Below are 13,906 nucleotides of genomic sequence, written 5' to 3' on the forward strand. Positions count from 1 at the left end.
AGACCCTAGCTTTATGATTATGAGACCCTAGCTTTATGATTATGAGACCCTAGCTTTATGATTATGAGATAATTATGAGAGGAAATAATGACAACAGATTTAAAAACTCAATTGCAAGAAGAAATCGCTGAGATCGATTGGAATGCCTTACAGCCTCATGCGCGTCGAGATGCTTTAATTGTGGTCAATCCTTTGTTAGATTTAGTTGCAGTGGGGGTTGCGATCGCAGAAGATAATAAGCAAGTAGTCGATCGGTGGATCCGCGAACAGTTAATTTGTAAACCTTCTGTGGACGATTTAAGTAATTGGAACGCGCAACCCGAGAAAATGTTTAAGACATTAATTGTACAGCCTTTTGTTTTAATCTCTGCGATTTAATTCAATATGACACTTCAGATTTTACCACATCCTTGACGTAAAAATACCAGAAAACGACCGAGAATTGGCATTAATCAAACTTGGTATTTCGTTATGAATGCAAGAGAAGTTGGCAATTTTGCCTGGTTTACTGTCGTTTTAGTTCTTCTGGTTCTGTTCGTTTTTGGTATTTTGCAGTGGTTGGGAATTTCCGCAGGTAGTTTTATTGATTGGATTGTCGGTTTAGCCAGTATTTGGTGGTTAATTGCGATCGTGACTATTCCTTGGAATATTCATTTTAGTGCAAAAGAAGTCCTTGTGGATGCCGATCGCTCTCGAAAAAAGGAAATTCCCGTTGATAGCGAAAAATTGAATTATGTCCGAGTTGTCATGCAGCGATCGCTATGGGTTGCGATCGGATTGCATATTTTTTCAGCATTGGGTTTATATCTTCTCGCACTGACGGGAGTAAGTCGCATTGGTTATGTTAGTTCTGCGGCTACACTTTTATTTACAGGTTTACGTCCAGCAGTTTCATTTTATCAATATCTCGCCCATCGTTTGCATTCCATCCGTCATGAATTCAAATATCCTCGTGAAGATATTGTCGAAGTTTGGAATCGCTTAAAACAAGTTGAAGCATCTAGCAAAGAATTGCAAAAACAACTCAACTTTAAAAACGCCGATTCGATTGTATCATCTCAACAGCGTCAATTGGAGGCCATTCGTCAAGATTTGACCAATTTGGCGAGTTCTCACGAAGGTTTAAAAGCACAAAACCAAGCAGATCACGATCGCATTGCAAGGGAGGCCAAAAATGCGATCGCGCAATTGAGTGAGGATAGCGAATTTCTCGATCGCGTTCGGGAAATTATCCGCTTTTTCAAACAAGCGTAAAAACCTGAAATGTTGATTTGTTCTTGCAAACATTCCAGTTTGCAAGCATTTCAATTTTTTGCTGATACAATAATATTATTTAGGACAAGAACCCATGACTACATCTGAAAACATAGAAAATCGCGTTACTGCTGTAGAAACAGACAACGAAGCCCTACGAGAAATCGTATTGGGTGCATTGCAAATTGCAGCACAAAATACCAGCGCGATCGCTACATTAACCGCAGATGTGCGATCGCTAGAAAGGCTATTTGCAGAATATGCCGAACGTTCAGAACGCGATCGCCTCGCTTTAGTTGGAATGCAAACAGAAGTAAGACGTGCTATTGAATTATTTTTAGAACGCGATCGCAATGATGATAAGAATTGAGTTTCAGATATTCCAGTGCGATCGCCAACTGTTACATTGTTTTCAGTGAAGATAAATCTAAGGATTCAAAAGGAGGAAAAAACTCCAACAGTTGAGTCACAATCTTTTGCACCCCACCCGATACATTAGACTCAATATTCAAAGGAATAACCGGATCGTGAAGGGATAATCGCAACAAAAACCAGCCATTTTCTTCAGCAGATTGACAAGAAACTCGCACCCCTTCGTAATTATTAGGAACAATCTGCCAACCTTCTCGCGTTGCTGCAAATTCTTGCAATTTTTCAATGACTGTATTCCCGTAAGATTTAAAATCTTCTACCTCAATTTTTAGACGAAATTCCTTGCTTTCTTTGGGTTCTTGTAAGTTAGCAATTAAATCCGATAAATATTTCCCTTCTAATTTAGATTTTGCCAACTCAATCAACAATTTAGTCACTAAGTAAGCCCCATCATCGAGAAAATGATTTTCTTTCATCGCCCCGTGACCCGAAGTTTCAATCGCTAACCAAGATTCTTCTCCTTCTTGATTTAAACGGATAGACTCATTGATAACATTCTTATAACCCCGTTTAAAACGATGATGTTTTCCTTTCAATTCTGACTCAATAAACTGCGTCAAGCCATCAGAAGTAATTGAATCAGTAACAATCGTCGAACCCGGTTTTTCTTGTAAAACAATAGCAGAAATAAGAGCAATTAAACGATTGCGATTGAGTTCTGTTCCTTCGCTATCCACCGCAGCCCCGCGATCGACATCCGTATCGAAAATAATACCAAAATCTGCTTTATTTTGCAAAACTGCTTGACAAATTGCCGCCATTGCTTCCTCATTTTCGGGGTTAGGAATATGATTGGGAAATGTGCCATCGGGTTCAAGAAACTGACTTCCTGTAGTATCTGCACCCAAAGGTTTGAGAACGCGATCGCAATAAAATCCCCCTGCACCATTCCCCGCATCAAGAACAATTTTTAAACCCTTTAAAGGTTGCTGAAAATGTTCGGGATGATTCACACCATCGCGCACTTTTTTAACTAAACCTGCCGCATAAACTGAGATAAAATCGTATTTAGAAATTGTTCCTATTGAAGCCGCATTGACAAAATTATTGTTTGCTGCTAAAGCTAAAATATCGCTAATATCTTTTTTATCTAAACCACCGCGATCGGTAAAAAACTTTAAACCATTGCGATTAAAAGGGAGATGACTTGCTGTGAGCATAATTGCCCCATCGCAGTTTAATTCTGGCGCGATCGTACTCATAAACATAGCTGGAGTCGAAGCGATTCCAAAATCATAAACATGACACCCTAATTCGCTCATTCCTGTCATTACAGCCTGCATTAAATCTGGTCCCGATATGCGGCTATCGCGTCCCACAGAAATTGTTAACTCATTCGCTTGTTTGCCCAGTTTTTGTGTTAGCCAAGTTGCAAAAGCCTTCCCTAAACGACTAATAATTTCAGGCGTTAAATTTACTGCTTCATCGGGTACCCCTTCGAGGGCAACTCCACGAATATCTGAACCATTTTGGAGCTTTTTCCAGTCAAAATTTTGCATAGTCATTTACGATCGCGGCTGAAATTTCTGTGATCTGGGCATGACGACCAAAAGACGCAAACCCATATTAATCAACATATAGCGATCGCCCTCAAATTGTAATTACAGAAATCTAAAGAAAATCATATTTTTTGGCGATCGCGTCCCCCAAATCCCCGATACTAAACTTCCAGAGAGAATTCTAATGGGGAAACTGTGCCATGACCGAAATTTTGATTAAAGGAGGAAGAATTGTCACGGCTGTCGATGACTATATCGGCGATATTTTCGTAAAAAATGGCAAAATTGAAACCATTGGTAGACAATTAGACATTCCCGATGCCCAACAATATAACGCCTCGGGCTTGCTGGTATTTCCTGGAGGAATTGACGTTCATACCCACATGGAAGCGATGCAAGGGATTGCAAGAAACAGCGATACCTACGCAACCGGAACGATCGCCGCAGCCTTTGGAGGAACCACCACCATTCTCGATTTTGCCTATCAAAATAAAGGAGAAAGTGCCAAGAAAACCCTCGACGATCGCCTTGCTTTAGCGGAACCTCAAGTGTGTATTGATTTTGGTTTTCACCTCATTTTAACTGACGTAAATAAAGACGTTTTAACAGAACTTCCCAGTCTCATTGAAGCCGATGGAGTGTCCAGTTTTAAAATGTTTATGGCATATCCAGAAATTTTGATGGTAGATGATGCAGCAATTTTTCGGACAATGCGAAAAGTCGGCGATCGCGGCGGAATGGTCAATCTTCATGCAGAAAACGGATCGGTGATTCAAGTATTAATTGAAGAGGCACTAGAACAAGGTAACACATCTCCCCAATATCACGCCCTCACCCGTCCTCGCTTAATGGAAGCAGAAGCCACCCATCGGGCAATTCGCCTCGCAGAATTAGCAGAAGTTCCCGTTTATATTGTCCATTTATCTGCCCCAGAAGCCCTAGAAAACGTCGTTGAAGCACGCGATCGCGGCATTCCTGCCTTTGCTGAAACCTGTCCTCATTACCTATTTTTGGATAATAAAGAATACGATCGCCCGGATTTTGAAGCGGCAAAATACGTCATGACTCCGCCATTAAGAGAGCATCATTGTCAACACCATCTCTGGCGAGGATTGCGCTTTGATGACCTGCAAATTGTAGCAACAGATCACTGTCCTTTTTGTTTTAATGAACAGCCATTAGGGATTAATTATTCCAAACAACTCGGACAAGATAATTTTGCTAAAATTCCCAACGGCGCACCAGGAGTAGAATTGCGTTTGGTGTTATTATTTGATGGGGGAGTGAGAACGGGTAAAATTAATCTCAATCGCTTTGTACAGCTTGTTTCTACCGCCCCTGCAAAGATGTTTGGACTTTTCCCCCAAAAAGGCACGATCGCCCCTGGAAGTGATGCAGATTTAGTTCTCTTCGATCCCGATAAAAAGCAAACAATTAGCGCGAAAACTCATCATTCTCGCGTTGATTATAGTCTGTTTGAAGGGCGAGAAGTAACGGGGAAAGTAGAGAAAGTATTTCTGCGAGGAGAATTAATTGTGGATGGCGATCGCTGGTTGGGAGAAGCAGGAAAAGGAAAATATTTAAAGCGATCGGCTTCAGGAAGAATGCTTTAAATTAAGCTAAAATAGCAATAATGAAGTTTTGGAGAGATAGAACTATGCGATCGGTTGATGAAATTCTCAATGAGGTTCTTGCTTTACCGAATGCTTCAAGGGTGCTTTTAGCAAAGAAGTTAGTAGAAAGTCTAGATCTTAATGAAGGTGAAATGAATGTTAATGAAACAATTCAAAGATTCTGGATAACAGAAGCAAAAAAACGCCGAGATGAAATCCGAAACGGTTCGGTAAAACCAATTCTAGGAGAGGAAGCACTCGCCCGAGTTAGACAACAACTTTTAGAGTCATGAAATATGTTTTTCATCCAGCAGCATTAATTGAATATTCTCAGGCTGTTGAGTTTTATGCAGAACATAACAGGGAAGTTGCTCAAGAGTTTATTAATTCTGTAGAAAATACTATTTTTCAAGTTATCAAATTTCCTCTGCGTTGGCCTATAGTGGAGGAATATGTTCGTCGCTGCTTAACGCTTAACTCGAAAATTTCCCTATGGTATTTTATACACAATTGAGGAGGATTATATTCTGGTTGTAGCTGTCATGCACGGCAATCGGAAACCGGGATATTGGCAAGAACGAATTACTTAGGTGGCGATCGCTGGTTAGGAGAAGCAAGAAAAGGGAAATATTTAAAGCGATCGGCTTCGGGAAGAATTCTTTAAAAAAGAAGAGCAATATTGTATATTGTTTGTAACTTTCGACACAATATTATATTCAACCAAACAGAGAAAATAAGCACAAGTCACCGATATTTCGAGTCGATGCAAATTCTCCTCGTTGAAGACGATCTGCAACTCTCAGAATCTTTAGCCGAAGCACTATCGACTAAAAGCGATCGCGTTGATATTGCCACGGATGGCGAAATGGCTTGGCAGTTTTTAAAAACCTTGGCCTACGATTTGCTATTACTTGATGTTACTTTACCGAAACTCGATGGGATTCGCTTGTGTCGGCAATTGCGATCGCAAGGTCATACTCTGCCTATTCTCATGTTAACGGCACGAGATACGACTAATGATAAGATTTTGGGGCTAGATGCAGGGGCAGATGTTTATATGGTAAAACCCTTCGATCTGGGGGAATTATTAGCGCAAATTCGCGCTTTAATCCGTCGAGGACAAGTTGCACCCACTCCTGTGCTGCGTTGGGAAAATTTAAGTTTAAACCCCAGTACTTATGAGGTAATTTATCGCGATCGCCTCCTACGTTTAACCCCAAAAGAATTTGCTATTTTAGAATTATTATTGCGTCATGGAAAACAAGTTTTAAATCGCTATTTTATGATCGAATCTCTTTGGTCATTAGAAAATTCACCTGGCGAAGAAACAGTGAAAGTTCATATCAAGAGTTTGCGAAAAAAATTACGCGATGCAGGTGCGGCTAAAGATTGGATTCAAACCGTACATGGATTGGGATATCGTCTTAAATCAGATTAGAAACTACTTGATAAATAGAAACTCATTGAGCTACCCTATATACGAATGCAGCAGACATACCTTGTGTATAAAATCTTTAAAAGGAGGCGTAATTGCAAACACTTACATATTATGTTGCTTGCAGCATTGATGGATTTATTGCTCACACTGACGGTTCACATAATGGCTTTTCTCAAGATAGCGAATATCTTGCAGATATATGTGCCTCTTTTCCTGAGACTATTCCATCTCACTGGCGCACTTCAATGGGTGTTCGGGGTGATAACAAGTGTTTTGATGTTGTTCTCATGGGACGAAAAACCTATGAAGTCGGTTTGAAAGAAGGTATTACAAGCCCTTATTCGCACATGAAACAATATCTTTTTTCACGCAGTATAAGAGAAAGTCCCGATAACAATGTTGAACTTGTTTCAGCAAATGCCGTTGAATTAGTTAAATCCCTAAAAAGTGAGTCAGGTAAGGGGATTTGGCTTTGTGGCGGCGCAAATTTAGCTACTACGCTTTTTGCCAACCATTTAGTCGATCGACTAATTCTTAAAATAAACCCATTTTTGATGGGTTCAGGCATTCCACTTTTTTCTGGAGAGATTCATCAAACTGCTTTAAAGTTGACTGACCACAAGATATATGAAAATGGAGTTTTGTTACTTTATTACAGGGTAGGGTGAATGTAATCTCATGCTTATAATTGTAACACAGATGCGTTACAATTATAAGTTAACTTTCACTCAGAGAAATTATCATGAGAAATTATCATGAGCAACTATCCAAGAAACTTCTCGCATATTGGAATCTCTGTACCAGATGTAGAAAAGGCCGTGGAGTTTTATAGTATAGCAAGTCGATTTGATTGGCAACAGGCCATCGCCAAAAAAACTACTCAGCAAGGGGAAGTTTAACTATAAAAATTGTTCCTCCTTCTTGATGAGAAGCGATCGCAATTGTCCCTCCATGCAACTCAACGCAAGTTTTAACCACCGATAAACCTAACCCCGTCCCAATAATATTACCAACATTATTGGCGCGATAAAAGGGTTCGTAAATCTTTTCTAGTGCTTCCTCGGGAATACCAATTCCGCGATCGCAAACTTTAAATTCCAACCCTTGAGAGTTTCCCGATACTTCTAAATGCACTAAACTATCGGACGGTGAGTATTTTAAAGCATTTCCGAGCAGATTTGTCAAGATAGAACGAATGAGTTTGCGATCGAGGTAAACTTGGCGATCGGGATAACAATTCTCAATCTGAATTCTGGCTTTTTCTATATTTTCGGGTTCTACTTCATCAATAATTTGCCCGCATAATTGCTCTAAAATTAAAATTTCTGGTGTAAATTCTAAATTTCCTGATTCTGCTCTAGCTAAGGTTAAAATATCATTTAAAAGTTGTGTCATGCGTTTAGTAACGCTTTGAATACGATAGTAGATTTTCAATCGTTTCGCTTCTGAGAAATCTTGCTGATTATCAATTAAAGATTGAGCAGAGATTAAAATTGTGCTTAATGGCGTGCGAAACTCGTGAGAAGTGGTAGAAAAAAACTGCATTTTTAGATTACTCATTTCCCGAGTTTGTTGTATTTTGACTTGCCATTTCCATAAATAAAAAGCGATAATAATTGTTAAAAGCCAACCAATGATTAAAGTTGATAACATTCCCCATCGTAATGAAAACAAATAGTTTTCAGATGGATAAAACTCCATTAACCATTCTCGCTGACCGATACTTAAAGAACGAATACAAAAAGGAGATTTAGAACATAAAAAATGAGATTCTTTTAAAGCATTCTTTATTTCAGATTCCCCGATCGCCTCTTGATTCACTGAATCATAAAAGCCCAAAAAATCTTCGCGATCGCGTAAAGAAAAATCAATGCGATCGTTCAATCCTTGCAACGCTTCCTCGATAACATCACCAATGCGAAATACACCTAAAATAAAACCTTTAATATTATCGCCCCGACTGACAATTGTATCTTCAGGAAATGGATAATAAATGGGCATAAAAACAAGAAAGCCATATTGATTGGTTGTTTCTTGCACCAATTTAATGCGCCTCGTGGCAACAATTTGACCCGTTTCTCTCGCTAATTGTAAGGCTTCGCGACGAGTGGAATTTGAAGCGAGATCGAACCCCAAAGCAGCCTCATTGTTTCTTAGCGGTTCAATATAAGTAACGGGGAAATATTCGCTACGTTCTTTAGCTACACTCAAAGTATTATTTTCTGTTTCAAAGATCGCGAAATTATCACCCCAAATTTGCTGCATGGATTCTTCGTAAAGTAGGCGATCGCGATGTAAGATTAAAGGCGACCATTCTAAGGCTTGAATCCCAGGATAAGTCGAAATCGATCGCCGCACAAATAGAGAAAATTCGGCTTGAGAGACCTCGTTTTCTGAAACCTGATAAAAGTCTCCAATCGAAAGAAGTACATCATTATAGCGATTTAACGTCCGTTGTAGTGCGATCGCGAGGTTTTCTGTCTGTCGCTGAAACTCCAACTGATGCGCGGATCGTTCCCATTCTCCCACAAACCAAGCCGCGATCGCCGATAAACTTACACCAATAGCAATCACCAATCCTAGAGGAAAATAATACCTAAATCGTGTCATTTTTCTTCTTCCCGATTTCTTTACGTTTTTCTCCCCATTTTCTTTACTTTCATCTGTTAGTCTACACCTCAACAAGTACAGCACAGAGATTTAACCTAAATCCCTAAAAAACTGTAGCTATTTTAACATTTTACTGGAAAACAGTTACCAATTTTACTGAAAATGAAACGACGAGATTTATTCAAAACAGGAACGAGTTTTGCGGCTGGATTTGCTTTAGCAGGTGCATTGAAAGGTTGCGGTTCTCCTTCTGGTACAGAAAAGGCTGCAACTACAGCATCAACTGGAGATGAAGAAGTTATTTTAACAGTGGTACAAGGGGGAGGATTTCCTAATAGTTTAGACCTTCATCGTCCTGGGACAAATCGCCCTGGTTATGGTTCATCTTGGAACTTATACGATCGCCTTATGACCTTCGATACAAAAACTCGTCCTGATGGCTCTCTTTCTTACGATTATACCCAATTAAAACCGGAATTAGCAGAAAGTTGGGAAACAGAAGAAGGAAAATCAATCACGTTTTCCTTGCGGAAAGATGCTATATTTCACGATGGGAAACCCGTGACAGCAAATGATGTTAAATGGTCTTTCGATCGCGCTGTTTCCGTTGGCGGATTTCCCACTTTTCAGATGAAAGCAGGTGCATTAGAAAAGCCAGAACAATTTGTGGTTATTGATGATTATACCTTCCAAGTTAAATTACTGCGTCCCGACAAACTTACCGCGATCGATTTAGCAGTTCCTATTCCTTTAATTATTAACTCTGAATTGGTCAAAGAACATATCACTGAGGACGATCCTTGGGGAATGGAATGGGTGAATAATAATGATGCGGGAGGAGGTGCATTTGAATTAGAATCTTTTGAACCAGGAAAAAAATTAGTTTTAACTCGCTTTGATGACTGGAAATCGGGTCCCTTACCCCAAATTGAAAAAGTAATTTTACTCGATGTTCCCGAAGCCGGAAACCGTCGCGCTTTATTAGAAAAAGGGGATGTTGATATTAACTTCAGTCTTTCCGAAAAAGATACAAAAGAACTCAAAGAAACCGAAAAATATGCGATCGTTTCAACTCCGATTGAAAATTGTCTCTACTCTGTCGATCTGAATACAAAAGAAGAATTAACAGGAAAACCTAATCCTTTTGCTGATGTCAAAGTCAGACAAGCTGTTGCTTATGCAATGCCATATCAAGCTATCTTTGATACAGCACTTTATGGGGAAGCTGTCAAACAATTTGATGCAAAATCAACAAAAGTTAATAGCACAGAATGGCCACAACCGAGTCCATATAAGACTGATATGGAACAAGCGAAAGCATCATTATCTCTCTCTAATTATCCCGATGGTTTTGAAACAACGTTGGCTTTTGACTTAGGAACAAAAGAATGGGCAGAACCTTTATCTGTTCTTATTCAAGAATCTCTGGCTGAAATTGGCATCAAAGTGGCCTTAGAAAAAGTACCTAGCGCAAATTTTCGTTCGGTTTTAGTCGAAAAAAGTCGCCCCATGATTATTAATAATTTTGGTGGTTGGTTGAACTATCCTGATTATTTCTTCTTCTATGCTTATCACGGTCAAGATGCCACCTTTAACGGCAGTTCTTATCAGAATCCAGAAATGGATAAATTGATTGAAACCGCTTTAAAATCAGAACCTGGAAAAGAAGATTATGAAAAATCTGTGCAAGAGTTTATTCAAATGGCATGGGATGAAGTTCCTCGCATTCCCATTGTTCAACCTTATCTCTCGATCGCCATGCAAAAAAATATCGAAGGTTATCAATATTGGTTCCATCGTCAATTAGATTTTCGACAGTTAAAGAAAGTTTAGTTATCTAAGAGAAAATAGCGAATAATTCTCTAATTCTCTAACTTCCCCCTTTTTCTCTAACTTCCCTCTTTTTCTCTAACTTCTCCCTTTTTCTCTAACTTCTTCCTTTTTCTCTAACTTCCCTCTTTTTCTCTAACTTCCCTCTTTTTCTCTAACTTCCCTCTTTTTCTCTAACTTCCCCCTTTTTAAGGGGGACTGAGGGGGATCAAACCCTATAATATTCTCAAAATGTCCAAGCATTCAACTCCTCAATTTATACTGCAACGATTATTAGCAGCAATTCCCAGCGCGATCGGGGTCATCATTGTTAGTTTTATAATGACCCGAATGCTACCGGGAGATCCTGCCGCTTTTTTCGCAGGTGCATCTGCAACACCAGAAGCGATCGCGCAAGTACAAGAAACATTAGGATTAAATAAAAGCTGGATCGAACAGTTTTTTATCTATATTGGAGAACTGATCCGAGGAAATTTAGGTGTTTCTTTAACGACAGGACAAACAGTAATTTACGATCTCGTTACTCGCTTGCCAGCTTCTTTAGAATTAACACTAGCAGGAGTCCTTTTTGCTTTTATCATTGCCGTTCCTTTGGGCATTTTAGCCGCATTAAAACCCAATTCTTGGTTAGACCATCTTTCTCGTTTTATCACGACTGCGGGGGTTTCTTTGCCCACCTTTTTTACTGGGCTTTTACTGGTTTATATTTTCTACTTTCTCTTAGGAATTGTTCCCGCACCAGTTGGACGCTTAGATTTACTATCTTCTCCTCCCGAACATTTTACAGGTTTTTATTTACTTGATAGTTTAATACGCGGAGATTTTAATCTTTTTGTAATTGCTTTTCAACATCTCATTTTACCCGCTATAACATTAGGTATTTTTGCCCTTGCTCCTCTTGCAAGAATAACTAGAGCTTCGATGATTACTATATTAGGAAGCGATTTTATTCGTCTCGCTAAAAGCAATGGTTTATCACCAGAAAAAATTCTTTTTACCTATGCTTTTCGCAATGCTTTGCTACCTATTATCACAACAATGGGAGTTGTTTTCTCATTCCTACTCGGTGCTAATATTTTAGTTGAAAAAGTGTTTGCTTGGCCGGGAATTGGTTCTTATGCAGTTGAGGCTTTAATTAATTCAGATTATGCCCCAGTACAAGGATTTGTTTTAACAATGGCTTTTCTCTATATTTTTCTGAATTTAGCGATCGATATTCTCTATGGAATTATCGATCCTAGAGCAGGTTTTTAACTGTAGGGAAGTTGCAGATAATGTCCCGATATCATTCATTAATTATGAATTAAATTATGACTATATCAATTCGACAGACTCGCTATATTCTCCAAGAAAATACTTTAACTTTAGTTGCATTTTTGATGTTTCTCTCGTTAATTTTTCTGGCAATATTTGGCAATGCGATCGCGCCCTACGATCCCCTAGAAACGAACTCAGCGATCGCGCTTTCTCCCCCTTCCCTACAACATTGGTTCGGTACAGATCAACTGGGAAGAGATATTTTAAGTCGGGCGATCGTGGCAACTCGCTTAGATTTAGGAATTGCGATCGCGGCGGTTTTTCTCTCTTTCTTTATCGGAAGTATATTAGGGGTTTTGGCAGGATATTGGGGAGGATGGATTGATAATATCGTTGGTCGTGCGATCGATACAATTATGGCATTTCCTCTCTTTGTTTTAGCAATGGGAATTGTTGCTGCATTAGGAAACACGGTGGAAAATATTATTTATGCCACCGCAATTATTAACCTTCCTCTCTATGCCCGCGTCATTCGTTCAGAAGTTTTAATTATCAAAAAAGCAGGCTATATTGAAGCAGCAAAACTCTCTGGAAATGGCGACTGGCGAATTATGGCCAGATATCTTTTTCCCAATGCACTGCCCGTGATGATGGTGCATATTTCCCTTAATATGGGTTGGGCTATTCTCAATGCTGCGGGACTTTCTTTTATTGGTTTGGGGGTGCGTCCACCGACTCCAGAATGGGGAATTATGGTGGCAGAAGGGGCAACTTATATTATTTCTGGAGAATGGTGGCTGGCAATGTTTCCAGGACTATCTTTAATGTTTGCTGTGTTTTGTTTTAATCTCCTTGGAGATGGTTTAAGAGATTCATTCGATCCGAGGAAAAAAACATGAAAGAAATGCAACCAAAAACTACTCAAGAAACCTTACTCGCTGTCGATCGCCTTTCTGTTGAATTTGCCACGCGCAGAGGAACAGTTCGCGCCCTTGAAAATGTCAGTTTTGATCTAAAAGCAGGAGAAATTGTCGGCATTGTCGGCGAAAGTGGATCGGGAAAATCCGTGCTTGCTTTTGCCACAATGGGAATACTCGATCGCGCAGGTAAAATAACCTCGGGACGGATTCTTTTTGATAACATCGATCTGCTACAAATTAAGCGATCGCAATTGCGTCAAAAGCGAGGGAAAGAGTTGTCCATGATTTTCCAAAATCCTCGCGCAGCACTTAATCCTATTCGTAAAATAGGGCGACAAATTGAAGATGTTTTGCAAGCACACGCAAACTTACCCCCAAAACAACGTCGAGAAAGAGTCTTAGAACTCCTCTCTCTCGTTCGCATTTCCGACCCCTCACGGCGCTATAATGCCTATCCTTACGAACTTTCCGGGGGGATGTGCCAACGGGTGACGATCGCCCTTGCATTAGCCTGTTCTCCCCGGTTGGCGATCGCCGACGAACCGACGACGGGGCTAGATGTCACTACCCAAGCGGCTGTAATGGATTTAATTGTGGACTTGGCAGCACAAACTCACATGGCAACTCTTTTAATTACTCACGATCTCGAACTCGCCGCCCAATATTGCGATCGCCTCGTAGTCATGCACGCAGGTCACATCGTCGAAACGGCAAAAACTTCGGACTTATTCCAGCATCCCCGCCATCCTTACACCGCCAAATTGATCGCCGCAACCCCTGACCCTGAAAAGGATTTAGCGCATCTCATTCCCATTCCTGGTAACTTACCGGACTTACGAGGAGAACTCCCTTTTTGTCGGTTTCGCGATCGCTGCGATCGGGCTTCTTCTCAATGCGATACAGTTCCCCTAGAACGAAAATTAGTCGGAAATAATCATCAAGTTGCTTGTCATAATCATTTTTGAGAGTAGCAGGATGTAGTAGGGAGTAGGGGAAAATTTATCAACTATCAACTGTCAACTATTGTCAACTATCAACTATCAACTATCCACT

At 40.0% G+C, this 13,906-nt stretch carries 13 protein-coding genes and 2 pseudogenes; 13 read left to right on the forward strand and 2 right to left on the reverse strand.

Annotated features, from left to right (window positions below; all coding sequences use genetic code 11):
- Nucleotides 1-87: 87 nt before the first annotated feature.
- The 3 genes from JUI58_RS21330 to JUI58_RS21340 all read left to right on the forward strand — a co-directional run bounded on the left by JUI58_RS21330 (nt 88) and on the right by JUI58_RS21340 (nt 1,624).
- Nucleotides 88-378, forward strand: coding sequence for a DUF2288 domain-containing protein (locus JUI58_RS21330; protein WP_204105833.1), 291 nt, complete (start codon nt 88-90; stop codon nt 376-378).
- 93 nt (nt 379-471) lie between these two features.
- Nucleotides 472-1,254: a hypothetical protein gene (locus JUI58_RS21335; RefSeq protein WP_204105834.1), complete on the forward strand. Its 783-nt coding sequence runs from the start codon at nt 472-474 to the stop codon at nt 1,252-1,254.
- Nucleotides 1,255-1,348: 94 nt separating this feature from the next.
- Nucleotides 1,349-1,624: a hypothetical protein gene (locus tag JUI58_RS21340; RefSeq protein WP_204105836.1), complete on the forward strand. Its 276-nt coding sequence runs from the start codon at nt 1,349-1,351 to the stop codon at nt 1,622-1,624.
- Between the two features lie 31 nt (nt 1,625-1,655).
- Here JUI58_RS21340 and JUI58_RS21345 read toward each other — a convergent pair whose 3' ends face one another.
- Nucleotides 1,656-3,185, reverse strand: coding sequence for a phosphomannomutase/phosphoglucomutase (locus JUI58_RS21345; RefSeq protein WP_348539948.1), 1,530 nt, complete (start codon nt 3,183-3,185; stop codon nt 1,656-1,658).
- A 200-nt stretch (nt 3,186-3,385) separates the two neighbouring features.
- Between JUI58_RS21345 and hydA the strand changes: the two genes are divergently transcribed.
- From hydA to JUI58_RS27905, 6 genes and pseudogenes are all read left to right on the forward strand, one after another.
- Entirely contained in the window at nt 3,386-4,798 is a 1,413-nt protein-coding gene (hydA, locus tag JUI58_RS21350) for a dihydropyrimidinase (RefSeq protein WP_204105839.1), read from the forward strand.
- Nucleotides 4,799-4,842: 44 nt separating this feature from the next.
- A complete protein-coding gene (locus tag JUI58_RS21355; protein WP_348539949.1) occupies nt 4,843-5,091 on the forward strand; it encodes an addiction module protein in 249 nt (82 codons plus the stop codon).
- Nucleotides 5,088-5,388: pseudogene (locus JUI58_RS21360) on the forward strand (type II toxin-antitoxin system RelE/ParE family toxin). The gene JUI58_RS21355 and the pseudogene JUI58_RS21360 overlap by 4 nt, the downstream one beginning before the upstream one ends.
- 173 nt (nt 5,389-5,561) lie before the next feature.
- On the forward strand, nt 5,562-6,236 hold the full coding sequence (locus JUI58_RS21365; RefSeq protein ID WP_204105844.1) for a response regulator transcription factor: 675 nt from the start codon (nt 5,562-5,564) through the stop codon (nt 6,234-6,236).
- Nucleotides 6,237-6,328: 92 nt separating this feature from the next.
- Nucleotides 6,329-6,904 carry a dihydrofolate reductase family protein gene (locus tag JUI58_RS21370; RefSeq protein WP_204105845.1) on the forward strand — a complete coding sequence of 192 codons (576 nt, stop codon included), beginning with the start codon at nt 6,329-6,331 and terminating at the stop codon, nt 6,902-6,904.
- Between the two features lie 84 nt (nt 6,905-6,988).
- Nucleotides 6,989-7,069 (forward strand): annotated as a pseudogene (locus JUI58_RS27905) (glyoxalase); the annotation flags it as partial.
- A 43-nt stretch (nt 7,070-7,112) separates the two neighbouring features.
- Here JUI58_RS27905 and JUI58_RS21375 read toward each other — a convergent pair.
- Nucleotides 7,113-8,846 (reverse strand): CHASE domain-containing protein, encoded by a 1,734-nt coding sequence (locus tag JUI58_RS21375; RefSeq protein WP_204105846.1) that lies wholly within the window; start codon nt 8,844-8,846, stop codon nt 7,113-7,115.
- A 162-nt stretch (nt 8,847-9,008) separates the two neighbouring features.
- Between JUI58_RS21375 and JUI58_RS21380 the strand changes: the two genes are divergently transcribed.
- From JUI58_RS21380 to JUI58_RS21395, 4 genes are all read left to right on the forward strand, one after another.
- Nucleotides 9,009-10,679: an ABC transporter substrate-binding protein gene (locus JUI58_RS21380; protein ID WP_204105847.1), complete on the forward strand. Its 1,671-nt coding sequence runs from the start codon at nt 9,009-9,011 to the stop codon at nt 10,677-10,679.
- A gap of 228 nt (nt 10,680-10,907) precedes the next feature.
- A complete protein-coding gene (locus JUI58_RS21385; protein WP_204105848.1) occupies nt 10,908-11,930 on the forward strand; it encodes an ABC transporter permease in 1,023 nt (340 codons plus the stop codon).
- A 56-nt stretch (nt 11,931-11,986) separates the two neighbouring features.
- Nucleotides 11,987-12,832: an ABC transporter permease gene (locus tag JUI58_RS21390; protein WP_204105849.1), complete on the forward strand. Its 846-nt coding sequence runs from the start codon at nt 11,987-11,989 to the stop codon at nt 12,830-12,832.
- The gene (locus JUI58_RS21395) at nt 12,829-13,818 is read left to right on the forward strand and encodes an ABC transporter ATP-binding protein (protein WP_204105850.1); all 990 of its coding nucleotides are present in this window, start codon (nt 12,829-12,831) and stop codon (nt 13,816-13,818) included. Before JUI58_RS21390 ends, JUI58_RS21395 begins: the two co-directional genes overlap by 4 nt.
- Nucleotides 13,819-13,906: the final 88 nt, after the last annotated feature.

It is taken from the genome of Spirulina sp. CCY15215 (genome assembly GCF_016888125.1).
GTDB lineage: Bacteria > Cyanobacteriota > Cyanobacteriia > Cyanobacteriales > Spirulinaceae > CCY15215.